The organism is Streptomyces sp. NPDC048664 (assembly GCF_040650555.1).
Classification (GTDB): domain Bacteria; phylum Actinomycetota; class Actinomycetes; order Streptomycetales; family Streptomycetaceae; genus Streptomyces.
On record NZ_JBEZHK010000009.1, the window covers coordinates 40,049 to 55,662 of the forward strand.

The window sequence follows — 15,614 nt, forward strand, 5'->3', positions numbered from 1 at the left end:
TTGTCCACAGGCGGGCTCATCCGTCGTACAAATCAGACGCACTGAGTGCGGATCGGCACGGAACCGTCTCGGAGGCGGGACTTCTCCCCCGTGCAGCGGGTAACGTCGGGGCGTGCCCGTCGACCCACTGCACCGCGCCACGACGCCACAGCGCAGCACGGCGAGCCTGCCGCCCAGCGGCTCGGGGGCGAGCGCCATCGAGGTCCGCCGGAGTGCGCGCCGCCGCAGGACCGTCTCCGCGTACCGCGAGGGCGATCGCACCGTGGTGCTGATCCCCGCCCGGATGTCCGAGGCGGAGGAGCAGCGCTGGGTGACCGTCATGCTCGACAAGCTGGCCGCGCAGGAGAGCAAGCGCGTTCTCGGTGACACCGAGCTCGCCGCCCGTGCCGAGCAGCTGTCGGCACAGTACTTCGAGGGCCGGGCGCGGCCCACCTCGGTGCGCTGGGTCACCAACCAGAACACGCGCTGGGGTTCGTGCACGCCCGCCGAGGGCAGCATCCGGTTGTCGCACCGGCTGCAGGGCATGCCCGAGTACGTCGTGGACTACGTCCTGCTGCACGAACTCGCCCATCTGCTGGTCCCGGGGCACGGGCCGCGCTTCTGGCGGCTGCTGGAGGCGTATCCGCGCACGGAGCGAGCGCGCGGCTATCTGGAGGGCGTGGCCGCGGCGGACCGGCTGCCGGGCCAGCCCGCAGGGGCGGAGGACTGAGCGGACGCGCGCGCTCCGCCCCGCGGCTCGTGCGCCGTGGGGGATTTCGAGGGGTTGTCCGTGGTTTCCCGTTCCCTCTTGGCTTCGGCTGTGTCGCGGGTGTGTAGCGGCTTCGTTCGTTTCGGGGGTTTGCCGTTAGCCTGGCGCGACGTACTCACATCCGGACGGGGGACGGTCGTTACGCATGGGCAGGGAATTCCAGCGCGGCCACAAGGCCAGGGTCAGTGACCTCACCGCAGGCACGGATCTGTACGTCGGTGTGCAGATCTCCGCTCCGGGGCTGACCTTCGACATCAGCTGCTTCGGTCTGGACGCCGACGAACGGCTCTCCGACGACCGCTACTTCGTCTTCTTCAACCAGCCGAAGACCCCGGAGGAGTCCGTCCAGCTGCTCGGACCCCAGGCGGGCGACACGGAGTCGTTCCGGGTCACGCTCGACAGGATCCCGTCCCACATCCACAAGCTGTCCTTCACGGCGACGATCGACGGTGCCGGCCAGATGTCCCAGGTCGCCCCCGGGTATCTGCGGATCGTCGCGGGTGGCGAGGAAGTGGCGCGCTACCCGTTCAGCGGGGCTGAGTTCAGCACCGAGCGAGCGGTCATGCTCGGCGACTTCTACCTCAAGGACGTCTGGCGGTTCGCCGCGGTCGGCCAGGGCTTCGACGGCGGACTCGACGCGCTCCTCAAGAACTTCGGCGGCGAGGTCCTGGAGGAGGAGGCGCCCGCTCCGCAGCAGCCGCAGACCGGTGCCGTCCCGGCGTTCGCCCCGCCCACCCAGGCGGACGCCCCGGCCGCGTTCGCCGCCCCGCCGGCCCCGGCCCCCGCGCCCGCCCCGCAGCACCCGGCCCCGCAGGGCTTCCCCCAGCCCGCCGGACACACGCCGCCGCCCGCCCCGGCGCCCGCTCCCTCCGTGCACGGGGCGCCCACCATCGTCGCGCCGCTGCACGTCCCGCCCGGCGGCAGCGTCCCGCCGCCCGGCCCTCCGCCGTACGCGCAGCCCCCCGGGCAGCCGGGCCCGCCCCCCGGCTACGGGCAGCAGCCGCCCTCCGCGCCCCCCGGTTACGGGCAGGTCCCGGGCCAGTTCCCCGGGCCCGCGGCCCCGTCCCCGTACGGCGCCCCCCAGGGCGCGCCGCAGGCCGGTGCCGGTGTGAGCGCCGCGCCGCAGGCCGGTGCCGGTGTGAGCGCCGCGCTGCAGGCGTTCAAGGAGACGCCGACCGGGCAGCGATGGACGCAGCAGAACAAGAAGCTCGTCCGTGCCGACCTCGGTGTCGGCGGTCAGCCCGTGCTCGCCCGTCAGGGCAGCATGGTGCTCTACCAGGGCAAGGTCGACTTCGGCTACAAGGGCGCCGGCTTCGCCGGACGGCTCGTGGGCAACGCGACCGGCCAGGAGATGCAGCTGATGCGCTGCACGGGCCAGGGCCAGGTCTTCCTCGCGGAGAACGCCGCCCATCTGCACCCGATCGAGCTCCAGGGGGAGGCGATCTGCGTCTCGGCGGAGAGCGTCCTCGCCTTCGACGAGTCCCTCCAGTACGAGGTACGGCGCATCGAGGGCCACGGCATCCCCGGGGGAGCGCTGTTCACGATGCAGTTCCAGGGGACCGGCACCCTCGTCGTCAAGACGCACGGCGCCCCCGTGGTGCTGCCCGTCACACCGACGACGTTCGTCGACAGCAACGCCGTCGTCGCCTGGTCGGCCGCCGCCCAGGTGATCGTGTCCAGCCAGGTGCGGATGCGCCGCAACGCCTATCCCGGCGACACCGGCGAGGGCGTCAACCTGCAGTTCCGCGCCGCACCCGGGAATTTCGTCGTCGTCCAGCCCTACGAGGTCTGAGGGAGCCCGTCATGAACCAGCCGCTCGCGGGCTTCGCCCCCGCACCCGTCACCGCCCGCATGGAGAACCACGGCAGCCACATGCTGAAGGTCGCCATGCAGACCGGCAGCGACCTCTACGCGCGCGTGGGGTCGATGGTCGCCTACGAGGGGTTCGTCCAGTACGAGCCCAACCCGCCCGCGGTGCGCCAGATCGCCCGGGACTGGATCACCGGCGAGGGCGCGCCCCTCATGAAGTGCACCGGGGACGGTCTGCTCTACCTCGCCGACTACGGCGCGAACGTCGTCGTGATCAACCTGAACGGTGACGCGATCTCCGTCGACGCCACCAACCTGCTCGCCTTCGACGCGCACCTCCAGTGGGGCGTCGAACGCGTGAAGGGGCTCGCCAAGTTCGCCGGTCAGGGCCTGTGGAACACGAAGATCTCCGGACAGGGCTGGGTCGCCCTGACCTCCCGCGGCGAGCCCATCGTCGTCGACTGCGGCGGCGGCGAGGACGAGACGTACGTGGACCCGGACGCCCTCGTGGCCTGGTCGCCGAACCTGAAGGTGAAGGGCAAGCGCAGCTTCAAGGCCCAGTCGCTCATCGGGCGCGGCAGCGGGGAGGCGTACCAGATGGCGTTCTCCGGACAGGGCATCGTCGTCGTCCAGCCCAGCGAGGACAGCACCGACCGCCTCCGGTTCCGGGGCTGAGGGGGGAAGCCGCAACCATGCAGAGCACGCTTTTCGGATACAACGAACAGCAGACCCAGGAGCGCTACAGCCTGCAGAACGCGCAGATGCTGCGCGTCCTGCTGGAGGGGCACGACGACATCCTCGCGCGCAAGGGCACGATGGTCGCCTACCAGGGGCTCGTCGAGTTCGACGCCGAGTACCAGAACCACGGCAGGCAGCAGGCGCGCGCGTACACCGGCGAGGGCCTGGACCTGATGCGCTGCCACGGGCAGGGCACCGTCTACCTCGCCAACCTGGCCCAGCACGTACACATCATGGAGGTCGAACAGGACGGGCTCACCGTCGACAGCGCCTATGTCCTCGCGATGGACTCCTCGCTGCACCACGAGGTCATCGCCGTCGACAGCCAGTACGGCATCTCCGGCTCGGGGAAGTACCAGCTCAACATCACCGGCCGCGGCAAGGTCGCGCTGATGACGTCCGGGGCACCGCTGGTGATGCAGGTCACCCCGGACAAGTACGTCAACTGCGACGCCGACGCGATCGTGGCCTGGTCGACCGGTCTGCGGGTGCAGATGCAGGCGCAGACCCATTCGTCGGGAGTGTGGCGGCGTCGCGGCAACACCGGCGAGGGCTGGGAGCTGAGCTTCATGGGCAGCGGTTACGCGCTCGTCCAGCCCAGCGAACTGCTCCCGCCGCAGAACGCGGCGATCGGCCAGGGGCTGCGCGCCCAGTACGGCATGGGCCAGCAGGGTGCGCGGGCGCAGAACCAGGGCAACGTCTGGAGCTGAGCCCGGCCCCGGGCGGGGCGTCCGGCAGCCGGACGCCCCGACGGGCACACAGGAGACCGGGCGCGGCCTCGCACCGGGGTCGCCCGGCAGGGGCGTCAGCCGGTCACAGGCGGGCGCGCGTCGCCTCCAGCAGCCGTACGACCGACGCGTCCGCCACCCCTTCCACCTCGTCGTAGGCGTACCAGCGCAGGTCGAGGGACTCGTCGCTGATCGCCTCGACGGCCCCGGCCGGCGCGAGCGCGGCGTACTGCACATCCAGGTGCCAGGCGCACGGTGTGTGATGACGGTCCAGTCGCACCGGACCGCCGGGCAGCAGGACCAGCCCCTCGATGCCCGATTCCTCCGTCGCCTCCCGCAGCGCGGCGGCGGCCAGCGTCCGGTCGACGGGCTCGCAGTGGCCGCCCATCTGCAGCCACATCCGCATCTTGCGGTGCAGGGTCAGCAGCACGCGGCCCTGCCCGGGGTCGACCACCAGGGCGCTCGCCGTGATGTGGCCGTCCTCACAGGCCTTCCACATGCCGTCCGGGTGCGCCGCCAGGTGGTCGAGGTAGCCGTCGCGCAGCTCGTCCTGGCCCTCGTGGCTCTTCAGCACGAGGACCGCGTCGTCGTGCAGGGTCACTCGGCCGTGTCGCCCTTCCCGTTCCCGCCCGGGGCGTCGTCCTCGGCGTCCCGGTCCGTGTCCTTCGTCAGGTCCTTCGTCAGGTCCTTGGTCAGGTCCTTCTTGAGGTCCGGCTTTCCGGCGGAGTCGCCGGCCGCCTCCCCGAGCATCTTGTCGAGTTCGGAGAAGTCGAGCTGCTCGCGGTGCACGAAGCCGTCCGGGTCGTCCAGGTCGGAGGCCGTCGGCAGCATGTCCGGGTGGGCCCACAGGCCGTCACGGCCGTCCACACCGCGCGCGTCCGTCAGCGACGCCCACAGGCGGGAGGCGTCCCGCAGCCGGCGCGGGCGCAGCTGCAGACCGATCAGCGTGGCGAACGTCTGCTCGGCCGGACCGCCCGTGGCACGGCGGCGGCGCAGGGTCTCGCGCAACGCGTCCGCGGACGACAGGCGCGGCTTCGCGGCCGAGTGCACCACCGCGTCCACCCAGCCCTCGACGAGGGCGAGAGCCGTCTCCAGGCGGGCGAGCGCCGCCTTCTGCTCCGGGGTGTCCTCCGGCTGGAACATGCCCTGCTGAAGCGCCTGCTGGAGCTCCTCCGGGTTCTGCGGGTCGAACTGGCCGACCACGTCCTCCAGCTTCGCGGTGTCGACCTTGATCCCGCGCGCGTAGCCCTCGACCGCGCCGAACAGGTGCGAGCGCAGCCACGGCACGTGGGCGAACAGGCGCTGGTGGGCCGCCTCGCGCAGCGCGAGATACAGCCGCACCTCCTCCATGGGGACGCCGAGGTCCTTGCCGAACGCCTCGATGTTCAGCGGCAGCAGCGCGGCCTTGCCGGCCGGTCCGAGCGGCAGTCCGATGTCGGTCGACCCGACGACCTCGCCCGCGAGCACACCGACGGCCTGCCCGATCTGCGTGCCGAACATGGCGCCGCCCATCGAGCGCATCATGCCGATCAGCGGACCCGCCATGGCCTGCATCTCCTCCGGCAGGACATCGCCCATGGCGGCGCCGACCCGCTCGGCGACCGGATCGACCAGGTCCTTCCACACCGGGAGGGTCGCCTCCACCCACTCGGCGCGGCTCCAGGCCACCGCCGAGCCCGCTCCGGACGGCAGCGACGTCGCGTCGTCGAGCCACAGATCCGCCAGGCGGACGGCCTCCTGCACGGCGGAGCGCTCGCTGGGGCTCACACTCGCGTCCTTCGTCCCGTTCTGCGTGCCCTGGGCGACCGTCTGGCGGGCGATCTGCTTGGCCATGTCCCAGTTCACCGGGCCGCCCTCGTAGGAGAGCATCTGGCCCAGCTGCTGGAAGGCGGCGCCCAGGTCGGTGGGGTTCAGGGAGCCGAACATCGCGGCGAGCGGATTGTCGGCGCCGGCGCCGCCGGCTCCGGGTGACCCGAAACCGAACGGGTTGGCCGGTCCCTGACCACCGCCGCTCTGCTGGTCCTTCTTCTTGCCCTCGTCGCCGTCCTCCGGCTCCTCCGGCGGAAGGCCGAATCCGAATGGGGTGTCACTCACGGGATTCCTCGGCTGGTAAGGCCACCGGTTTTCCGGCGGCTGGCTGCCCGACAACACCACCCAGCGTAGACACCCCGACCGGATCGAGCCTGGGTGCTCCGCCGACACCTGCCCTGCGGCAGGATGGATGCCACCTGGTACGCACACGTGCATTCGCGTTCGTATTGAAGACAACCGCTGGAGACGCCCGGTGAGTTCCCCAGATCCGCAGGTTCGCGCAGCGCGAAACCGACCGACCGGTCCGACGCCCGACGAGCGTGCCCGGTCGGCGACGCCGTCGGGTGCGCGCGGCCCGGTCGTCGCCGTCACCGGCGCCGCGTCGGGGGTCGGCGCGCTGCTCACCGAGCGGCTCGCCGCTTCCGAGGCGATCAAGCGGGTCGTGGCCATCGACGAGCGGCGCGGGGAGTGCGCGGCGGCGCAGTGGCACATCCTGGACGTGCGGGACCCGGCCATCGCGGAGAAGCTGCGGGGCGCCGACGTCGTCGTGCACCTGGCCCTCGACCTCGATCTGGAGACCGACTCCGCGGCGCGCACCGCGTACAACGTCCGGGGGACGCAGACGGTACTGACCGCCGCGGCCGCCGCCGGGGTGCACCGCGTGGTGCTGTGCACCTCCACCATGGTGTACGGGGCCCTCCCGGACAACGAGCTGCCGCTCTCCGAGGACGCCGAGCTGCGGGCGACGGCGGAGGCGACCGGTGTCGGCGACCTCCTGGAGATCGAGCGGCTGGCCCGCCGGGCGCCGCGCGCGCATCCGGGCCTCAACGTCACGGTCGTACGCCCCGCCATCCTGGTGGGCGGCACCGACACGGCGTTGACCAGGTACTTCGAGTCGCCTCGGCTGCTGGTGGTGGCGGGCTCCCGGCCGGCCTGGCAGTTCTGCCACGTCGAGGACCTGTGCGGCGCCCTCGAGTACGCGGTCCTGGAGAAGGTGGAGGGGGAACTGGCCGTCGGGTGCGAGGGCTGGCTGGAACAGGAGGAGGTCGAGGAGCTCAGCGGGATCCGGCGGATGGAACTCCCCTCGGCGGTCGCCCTCGGCGCGGCGGCCCGGCTGCACCGCATCGGACTGACCCCCTCGCCCGCCGGGGACCTCGCCTACACGATGTATCCCTGGGTGGTGAGCGGAAGCCGGCTGCACGACGCCGGGTGGCGCCCCCGGTGGACGAACGAGGAGGTCCTGGCGGAACTCCTGGAGGAGGTGTCCGGGCGGCACACCGTGGCGGGGCGCCGACTGGGCCGCAAGGACGCCACGGCGGCCGGGGCGGCGGGAGCGACGGTGGCCCTGCTGGGCGCGGCGGCGGTGGTACGCCGCGCCCGAAAGGCCCGGCGCCGGATCTAGTGCCCCACCGGGCGAGCCGCGGCGCGCGACCGCCGGGGACGCCCGCCTCGGTGGCCCCGCCTCACGCGCGCGTACCGTCCGGGTCGCGGCGCCCCTCCGCCCCGGAGGTCGGGCGCGGGGGGGCGCCGGCCCGATCGACGGTTCTCGCCCGTCGGCGGTGTACGGCACGATGGGGCCATGGCATCCCACTTCGACCACCCCGGTGAGCGGGCGGCGCAGGACCCCATCCGGCTCCTCGCGATCCGTGACACCCCGCTGTCCCTGGACGAGGTCTTCCGGGCTGTCGGCGACGACGCGGCGGGAGGCACGGCGCTGTTCGTCGGGACGGTGCGCGACCACGACGGCGGGGCCGACGTGGCCGGGCTGGGGTACACGTGCCATCCGAGCGCCGAGGACGAGCTGCGGCGCGTCGCGGAGAAGGTCGTCGCCGGGTATCCGGTGCGGGCGCTCGCCGCGGTGCACCGCGTGGGGGACCTCAGGGTCGGCGATCTGGCGGTCGTCGTGGCCGTGGCGTGCCCGCATCGGGCCGAGGCGTTCGAGGCCTGCCGCAGACTGATCGACGACCTCAAGCACGAGGTGCCCATCTGGAAGCACCAGACGTTCTCCGACGGCACCGAGGAGTGGGTCGGCGCCTGCTGATCACGGCCGTCGTACCGCTCATCGGGTTGACCGCACGCCCACCTGGGCTCCGGTTGCGTAACCGTACCCCTGGCGTGAGCGTTGACAAGGCGGATGACTAGTCTGCTCATCAGTCTGTTGCGGTCGCTCATGGGGTTGGGAGGTCGGCATGGCGGCGCTCGCCTGGTTGCTGATTCCGCTGTTGGCCGCGATCGGCGCGGGACTCTGGGGTGGTTGGGCCAGCCGCAACCGCAAGACGGCGGGCGACGGCTCCGAGCTCGCCGGATACGCCCGTTTCCGTGAGGCCATGGAGCGCTCCCACACGGGCGGCTGAGACCCTCCGGCGACGGCGCGGAGCGGTGCGGGGGAGAGGGACCGGTCCGCCCGGACGGACGGCCCCGACGGTGCTCTTACGGGGCCGTCCCGTACTGTCGTTCCATGCCACGCCGCACCGCGACGATGCTCGCCTCCACCCTGATGCTGATCGCGCTTCTGTGCGCGGGCGTCATCATCAAAGTGCCGTACTCGGAGATGTCTCCGGGGCCGACGGTGAACACCCTCGCCGATCACGGTGGCGAGCCGGTGCTGCAGATCTCCGGCCGCAAGACCTACCCCGCGGACGGCCATCTGAACATGACCACGGTCCGGGTCACCAGCGCCGACTACAAGATGAACCTGGTCGAGGCGGTCTACGGCTGGCTCGCGCACGACACCAAGATCGTCCCGCATGACACGCTCTACCCGGACGGCAAGACCGAGCAGCAGTCCACTCAGGAGAACGCCGAGGAGTTCAGCCAGTCCCAGGAGAGCGCCAAGGTCGCCGCGCTCAAGGAACTCGGCATCCCGGTGCGGTCCTGGGTGATCGTCTCCACCGTGCTCAAGGGCTCACCGGCCGAGAACGAGCTGCATGCCGGCGACGTCGTCAAGGCGGTCGACGGGACCCCCGTGAAGGCGCCCGACGACGTCGCCAAGCTGGTCACCCGGCACAAGCCCGGTCAGAAGGTCGTGTTCACGATCACTCCGGCCAAGGACCAGGCCGCCGCCGAGAAGGCGCACAGGACGGCCACCGCGATCAAGGACGTGACGATCACCACGACACGTTCCCGCGACAGCGGTCAGCAGCGGGCCATCGTCGGGATCTCCGCCGGGACCGACCACACCTTCCCGTTCACCATCGACATCAAGCTGGCCGACGTCGGCGGACCGAGCGCCGGCCTGATGTTCGCGCTCGGCATCTACGACAAGCTCACCCCGGGCAACCTGACCGGCGGCCACTTCGTGGCCGGCACCGGCACGATCGACGACAACGGCAAGGTCGGTCCGATCGGAGGCATCGAGCTGAAGACGGTGGGCGCGCGCAGCCAGGGCGCCCAGTACTTCCTGACCCCCAAGGACAACTGCGCCCAGGCCGCCCAGGACACCCCCGACGGGCTCAGGCTCGTCAAGGTCGACACCATCGCGGACGCGCTGAGCGCGCTCAAGGACATCCGCGACGGCAGGACCGCCGACCTGCCCAGGTGCTCGGCCAAGGGCTGACGGCCAAGGGGCCGGCATGAGGCACTGACGGCGCGACGCCGATCGACGAGGGGGCGCCCGGAACCTTCCGGGCGCCCCCTCGTCGTGTACGCGCTGATGCGCGCGCCCCTCAGTCCGCGAACGTGGCCGACAGCGCCTCGGCGAGCCCCGGCACCAGGTCGGGGCCCGTCAGCACCTCTTTCGGCGAGTCCTTCTCGCGCAGCCGCAGCGCCGACTCCCGCGTACCGTCCCGCAGCACGGCGACCGTCATCCGCACCTCCTGGCGGTCGGGGTGCTGGGCGACCCACTTGGCCAGCTTCTTCTCGCCGAGGCCCTCGGGCACCTGGGCCTCTGCGGACGGCGGGAGCATCAGCCGCTCCACCGTGAGCGCGCAGCCGACGACCGCCGCGGGCCACGCGATGGTGCCGAGGAAGTCGTCCAGCGGGCGTCCCGCGGGGATCTCGTCCTGCTCGATCGGGGTGAGGCCGGTCTGCGTGGACTCCTCCTCGAGGCCGAGCTGTGCGGCGAGCGCGGGTTCCTGGGTCCGCAGCCGCGAGGTGTCGACGAGGGCGAAGAGACGGGCGGGCTGGTCCCAGCCGAGGCCGGAGGCGTACTCGTCGATCTCGAGTACGGCCCGGGTGAGCGGGTTCGCCGCCATGGGTGTGTTGGACATGGTCACAATCCTGCCTCCTTCGCACCCGGAACCGGGAACCGAGTAAAGCGCCAGTAAGTTGCATAGGTAGGGCTCCGCGACCGTGGGGCCTCACCCATGGTCCGCGTTCACGGGGGCCGGAGGAATCGACAGCGAACTTCGAGGTGCGCACCTTGGCTTTCCAGATGCCGGACCGCGGCGGAGGCCCGACGGGGCCGCGGATCAGAGTCGGCCGTCCGTCCGGACGTGCCCGGACCCTGCTCATGACACTGGGGGTCCTCGCCGTCCTCGGTATGGCGTTCGTCATGTTCGCCGGCTTCTGGACGGACTGGCTCTGGTACCGGTCGGTGAAGTACTCGTCCGTCTTCACGACCGTGCTGTGGACCAAGATCGGGCTCTTCGCCGTCTTCGGTCTGCTGATGGCGGCCTCGGTCGGCTTCAACATCTGGCTCGCGCACAGACTGCGGCCGCCGCTGAGCGCCATGTCCATGGAGCAGCAGAGCCTGGACCGCTACCGGATGGGGATCGCGCCCTACAAGGGATGGCTGCTGCTCGGGATCACCGCCCTGGTGGGCCTGATCGCGGGCGCGTCGGCGTCCGGACAGTGGCGGACCTGGCTGATGTGGGTCAACGGCGTGCCCTTCCACCAGAAGGACCCCCAGTTCCACCTGGACATCGCCTTCTACGCCTTCGACCTGCCCTGGTACCGCTTCCTGCTCGGCTTCGGCTTCGCGGCCACGGTGCTGTCGCTGATCGCCGCCGCCCTCACGCACTACCTCTACGGCGGTCTGCGGGTCACCTCCCCGGGCGCGCGTGCCACGGCCGCGGTGACGGGACACCTGTCGGTGCTGCTCGGCCTGTTCGTCGCCCTGAAGGCCGTCGCCTACTGGCTCGACCGGTACGGCCTCGCGGTCAAGTCCAGCGACTTCAAGGCGACCGGCAACTGGACGGGCCTGCGGTACGTGGACGCCAACGCCTATCTGCCGGCCAAGACGATCCTGTTCTGCATCGCCGTCATCTGCGCGCTGCTCTTCTTCGCCGCCCTGTGGCGGCGGACCTGGCAGCTCCCGGTCATCGGCTTCGGTCTGATGGTGCTCTCGGCGATCCTCGTCGGCGGGCTCTACCCGGCGATCGTCCAGAAGTTCCAGGTGCAGCCGAACGAGCAGGCCAAGGAGGCGCCGTACGTCGAGAAGAACCTCAAGGCGACGCGCGAGGCCTACGGGATCGACGACGCCCAGGTGACCGAGTACGCGGGGGAGAGCGGCACCAAGGACAAGAGCACGCTGCGCGACGACGCGGACGCGACCGCGAGCGTGCGCCTGCTGGACCCGAACATCGTCTCCCCGACGTTCCAGCAGCTCCAGCAGATGAAGAACTACTACGCCTTCCCGACCAACCTGGACGTCGACCGCTACGGCAAGGACGGCGCGAACGGCAAGGACCAGGACACGGTCATCGGCCTGCGCGAGCTGAACCTGGCGGGCATCCCGAAGCGGAACTGGATCAACGACCACTTCCGCTACACCCACGGCTACGGCGTGGTCGCCGCCAAGGGCACCACGGCCGACGCCAACGGGCAGCCCGAGTTCACCGAGTCCGACCTGCCGTCGAGGGGTGAGCTGCCCAGGTACCAGCAGCAGGTCTACTACGGCGAGAAGACCGACACGTACTCGATCGTCGGCGGTCCCCAGAAGGAGATCGACTACTCCGACGACAGCGGCGAGAAGACCACCAGCTACCAGGGCAAGAGCGGGGTCAGCCTCGCGAACCCGGTCAACCGGGCCGCGTACGCGGTGGCCTTCGGCGAACCCCAGATGCTCTACTCGGGCGCCATAGGCAAGGGCTCGCGGATCCTCTACAACCGCACGCCCAAGGAGCGGGTCGAGGCGGTCGCGCCCTGGCTGACCATCGACGGCGACGCCTACCCGGCGGTCGTCGACGGCCGCATCCAGTGGATCGTCGACGCCTACACGACGACGAACAGCTATCCGTACGCGTCCCGTACGACGCTGGGCGACACGACGGCCGACTCGCTGACCGCGAACAACACGCAGCGCGCCGTGGTGGCCCAGCAGAACCAGGTCAACTACATCCGCAACTCGGTGAAGGCGACCGTCGACGCCTACACCGGCGAGGTGAAGCTCTACCAGTGGGACACCAAGGACCCGGTCCTGAAGACCTGGATGAAGGCGTTCCCGGACACCGTGAAGCCGCGGGGGGACATCTCACCGTCGTTGATGTCCCATCTGCGCTATCCGCAGGACCTGTTCAAGGTCCAGCGTGAACTGCTGACCCGCTACCACGTCAAGGACGCCCAGACGTTCCTCAGCGGCAGCGAGGTGTGGCAGGTGCCGGACGACCCGACCAACAAGTCGGGCGACGCGGTCCCGCCGTACTACCTGAGCATGAGGATGCCCGACCAGTCCGCGCAGGCGTTCTCCCTCACGACGACCTTCAACCCGAACGGGCGGGACAACCTCAGCGCCTTCATGTCGGTCGACTCCGAGGCGGGCAGCAGCGACTACGGCAAGATCAGAATCCTGAAGCTGCCGACGAGCAAGACGGTCGACGGCCCCAAGCAGGTGCAGAGCCAGTTCAACTCCGAACAGCAGATCGCCGAATCGATCAGCCTGCTCAGACGCGGGGACTCCGAGGTCGAGTACGGGAACCTGCTCACCGTGCCGCTCGACGGGGGACTGCTGTACGTGGAGCCGGTCTACGTCCGTGGCGGCGGCCTCAAGTACCCGCTGCTGCGCAAGGTGCTGGTGACCTACGGCGGCACCACCGCGTTCGAGAACACGCTCGGCGAGGCGCTCGACAAGGTCTTCGGGACGCAGAGTTCGACCCGGCCGCCGGACACCGGCACCACCACCCCGCCCCGAGCCGGTGACACGACGGTCCAACAGGCGCTCCAGGACGCCCAGAAGGCCTTCGACGCCGGGCGGGAGGCCCTCAAGAAGGAGGACTTCGAGGCGTACGGGCGGGCGCAGAAGGACCTCCAGAAGGCGCTCCAGCGCGCCGAGGAGGCCCAGTCCACGTCCTCCGGCAAGCCGGGTGGCGGCGGGAGCGGGCCGAGCAGCGGCCCGTCCGCCACCGCGCCCCCCTCGCCCGGAGGCTGAACCGACCACCCTCCCGCGCCGTGGTACGGTTGTCTCACAACGGCGCGGGGTGGAGCAGCTCGGTAGCTCGCTGGGCTCATAACCCAGAGGTCGCAGGTTCAAATCCTGTCCCCGCTACTGAAGTCGAAAGGCCCGGATCCTGATCGAGGATCCGGGCCTTTCGCATGCGCGCGCGACACGAGGAGACGTACGGCGTGACCTGCCCACTCTCCTGAAGTACGGGCGCCTGCGTGGGGAGTTGGCCGATCTGTGTTTGACTTGTCTCTCTGTGGGCATGTCGACAAAACGCTGAAGTGACCTCACTGGCTGCGGTACACGAGGTGTATCCAGGTGGCAGGTGGTGCGACGATGGACGTTATGGGGGACAAGGCAGCTCTGTTCGAGACGGGACGAAATGTGCAGTCTGCCGGCCGGGACGAGACGGGTGAGGCCGCCGAGGAGGCGCGCCGTCGGCTCGCCGCCGAGGCCGGGGACATCGAGGCGATGAGCGTTCTCGGCGCCATGCTGCTGCGCCGCGGCGACCTGGACGAGGCCGAGCCCCAGTTGCGTGCCGCCACCGCCGCGGGCGACCGGGCCGCGGCCAACAACCTGGGGGTCCTGCTGCACCAGCGCGGCTATGCGGAGGAGGCCGCGGGCTGGTGGCGGATCGCGGCGGTCGCCGGCTCGGCCGCCGCGGCGCACGCGCTGGGACGGCACCACCGTGAGCGCGGCGACGAGCCGGCGGCCGAGTACTGGCTGCGCCAGTCCGCGGAGCAGGGGCACGCCCTCGGCGCCTATGCGCTGGCCGATCTGCTGGAGCACCGCGGCGACCCCGGTGCGGGGCGGTGGATGCGCGCCGCGGCCGAGCGGGGGCATCGCGAGGCCGCCTACCGGCTTGCGCGCACGCTGGACCGCAGGGCGCTCCACGGGCGTGAGAGCGGCGGTGACAACGGTGTCGCGACGGCCGGCCCGGTCAGGGCCGCCGGGACGGTGGGGGTTGCCGCGGCCGCCGGGACCACCGGGGCGGTCGACGAGGCCGAGCAGTGGTACCGGCAGGCCGCGGCGCGCGGGCACCGCAGGGCCGCGCTGCACCTCGGCGCGATCCTGGAGCAGCGGGGCGACCTCAAGGAGGCCGGGCGCTGGTATCTGACGAGCGCCAAGGACGGCGAGGCCCGTGCGGCCTGCGCCCTCGGCTTCCTGCTGCGGGACGCCGGGGACGCCGAGAGCGCCGCCGTCTGGTGGCTGCGCGCGGCCCAGGAGGGCGACGGCAACGCGGCCAACGCGCTCGGTGCCCTGCACGCCGAGCGCGGCGAGACGCAGACGGCGGAGCGCTGGTACCGGGCGGCGATGGACGCGGGCGACGTGAACGGCGCGTACAACCTCGGCCTGCTCTGCGCGGAGCAGCAGCGGACCGCCCAGGCCGAGCAGTGGTATCGGCGGGCGGCGTACGCCGGGCATCGCGAGGCCGCGAACGCGCTCGCCGTCCTGCTCCTCCAGGGCGAGGACGAGACGGGCGCCGAGCCGTGGTTCTCCAAGGCCGCGGAGGCCGGCAGCGTGGACGCCGCGTTCAACCTCGGGATCCTCTACGCGGGGCGGGGCGAGGACGAGGCGGCTCTCGGGTGGTACGAGCGCGCCGCGGCCGCCGGGCACTGCGAGGCGGCGCTCCAGGTGGGCATCGCACGGCTGCGGGAGGGGGACGAGCAGGAGGCCGAGCGGCATCTGCGGTGCGCCGCGGGGGGCGGGAGCGCCGAGGGCGCCTACCGGCTGGCCACCCTGCTGGACGCCCGCCGGCCGCCGATCCCCGAGCACGAGCTGGGGGAGCCCTCCCAGGAGAAGAGCGAGTGCGAGGAGTGGTACGAGAGGGCGGCCCATCAGGGCCACCGCAGGGCGCAGGTGCGGGTCGGGATGCTGGCCGCCGCGCGCGGCGACGTGGTGGAGGCGGCCCGCTGGTACCGCGTGGCGGCCGAGGGCGGATCGCGCAACGGCGCGTTCAACCTGGGGCTGCTGCTGGCCCGCGAGGGCAGCGAGCCGGAGGCCGCTCTGTGGTGGACCAGGGCAGCCGACGCGGGGCACGGCCGGGCCGCGCTGCGCCTGGCGCTGGTCTACACGCGTCGGGGCGAGCTGGCGGAGGGGCAGCGCTGGGCGGACCGCGCCGTGACGCTCGGGCCCGCCGAGGTGTCCGAGCGTGCGGCACGGCTGCGGGACGCGCTGAAGCAGGAGCTGTCGGCCTGACATGAGGCGCGCTGCCGTGCCGCGGGCGAAGGGATTTGCCTCT

General features: G+C 71.5%; 13 protein-coding genes and 1 tRNA gene. 11 read left to right on the top strand and 3 right to left on the bottom strand.

Annotated elements, in window-relative coordinates; all coding sequences use genetic code 11:
* The first annotated feature begins 112 nt into the window (after positions 1 to 112).
* The 4 genes from AB0C59_RS12255 (at position 113) to AB0C59_RS12270 (ending at position 4,005) form a co-directional block, all read left to right on the top strand.
* Complete coding sequence (locus AB0C59_RS12255; RefSeq protein WP_363003399.1) at positions 113 to 709, top strand: M48 family metallopeptidase; 597 nt, start codon at positions 113 to 115, stop codon at positions 707 to 709.
* A 184-nt stretch (positions 710 to 893) separates the two neighbouring features.
* Entirely contained in the window at positions 894 to 2,540 is a 1,647-nt protein-coding gene (locus AB0C59_RS12260; RefSeq protein WP_363003401.1) for a TerD family protein, read from the top strand.
* Positions 2,541 to 2,551: 11 nt separating this feature from the next.
* Complete coding sequence (locus tag AB0C59_RS12265) at positions 2,552 to 3,232, top strand: AIM24 family protein (protein ID WP_363003403.1); 681 nt, start codon at positions 2,552 to 2,554, stop codon at positions 3,230 to 3,232.
* Between the two features lie 17 nt (positions 3,233 to 3,249).
* Positions 3,250 to 4,005, top strand: coding sequence for an AIM24 family protein (locus AB0C59_RS12270; RefSeq protein ID WP_363003405.1), 756 nt, complete (start codon positions 3,250 to 3,252; stop codon positions 4,003 to 4,005).
* 103 nt (positions 4,006 to 4,108) lie between these two features.
* Here the strand turns inward: AB0C59_RS12270 and AB0C59_RS12275 are convergent, their stop codons facing one another.
* Positions 4,109 to 4,624, bottom strand: coding sequence for an NUDIX hydrolase (locus tag AB0C59_RS12275; protein WP_363003407.1), 516 nt, complete (start codon positions 4,622 to 4,624; stop codon positions 4,109 to 4,111).
* Entirely contained in the window at positions 4,621 to 6,117 is a 1,497-nt protein-coding gene (locus AB0C59_RS12280) for a zinc-dependent metalloprotease (protein WP_363003409.1), read from the bottom strand. Before AB0C59_RS12280 ends, AB0C59_RS12275 begins: the two co-directional genes overlap by 4 nt.
* Positions 6,118 to 6,307: 190 nt before the next feature.
* On the opposite strand from AB0C59_RS12280, the gene AB0C59_RS12285 reads away from it, so the two are divergent.
* The 4 genes from AB0C59_RS12285 (at position 6,308) to AB0C59_RS12300 (ending at position 9,610) form a co-directional block, all read left to right on the top strand.
* Positions 6,308 to 7,456, top strand: a complete 1,149-nt coding sequence (locus tag AB0C59_RS12285; RefSeq protein WP_363003411.1) for an SDR family oxidoreductase — start codon at positions 6,308 to 6,310, stop codon at positions 7,454 to 7,456.
* Between the two features lie 177 nt (positions 7,457 to 7,633).
* Positions 7,634 to 8,095 carry a molybdenum cofactor biosynthesis protein MoaE gene (locus AB0C59_RS12290; RefSeq protein WP_363003413.1) on the top strand — a complete coding sequence of 154 codons (462 nt, stop codon included), beginning with the start codon at positions 7,634 to 7,636 and terminating at the stop codon, positions 8,093 to 8,095.
* 148 nt (positions 8,096 to 8,243) lie between these two features.
* Positions 8,244 to 8,408 carry a hypothetical protein gene (locus tag AB0C59_RS12295; protein WP_363003415.1) on the top strand — a complete coding sequence of 55 codons (165 nt, stop codon included), beginning with the start codon at positions 8,244 to 8,246 and terminating at the stop codon, positions 8,406 to 8,408.
* Positions 8,409 to 8,512: 104 nt separating this feature from the next.
* Entirely contained in the window at positions 8,513 to 9,610 is a 1,098-nt protein-coding gene (locus AB0C59_RS12300) for a PDZ domain-containing protein (RefSeq protein WP_363003417.1), read from the top strand.
* Between the two features lie 109 nt (positions 9,611 to 9,719).
* Here AB0C59_RS12300 and AB0C59_RS12305 read toward each other — a convergent pair whose 3' ends face one another.
* On the bottom strand, positions 9,720 to 10,262 hold the full coding sequence (locus tag AB0C59_RS12305) for a PPA1309 family protein (protein ID WP_363003419.1): 543 nt from the start codon (positions 10,260 to 10,262) through the stop codon (positions 9,720 to 9,722).
* Positions 10,263 to 10,405: 143 nt separating this feature from the next.
* Here AB0C59_RS12305 and AB0C59_RS12310 point away from each other — a divergent pair, with 143 nt between their 5' ends.
* From AB0C59_RS12310 to AB0C59_RS12320, 3 genes are all read left to right on the top strand, one after another.
* Positions 10,406 to 13,360: a UPF0182 family protein gene (locus AB0C59_RS12310; RefSeq protein ID WP_363003421.1), complete on the top strand. Its 2,955-nt coding sequence runs from the start codon at positions 10,406 to 10,408 to the stop codon at positions 13,358 to 13,360.
* Positions 13,361 to 13,403: 43 nt separating this feature from the next.
* Positions 13,404 to 13,477 (top strand) — tRNA-Met (locus tag AB0C59_RS12315).
* Positions 13,478 to 13,708: 231 nt separating this feature from the next.
* Positions 13,709 to 15,571, top strand: coding sequence for a tetratricopeptide repeat protein (locus AB0C59_RS12320; protein ID WP_363003423.1), 1,863 nt, complete (start codon positions 13,709 to 13,711; stop codon positions 15,569 to 15,571).
* Positions 15,572 to 15,614: the final 43 nt, after the last annotated feature.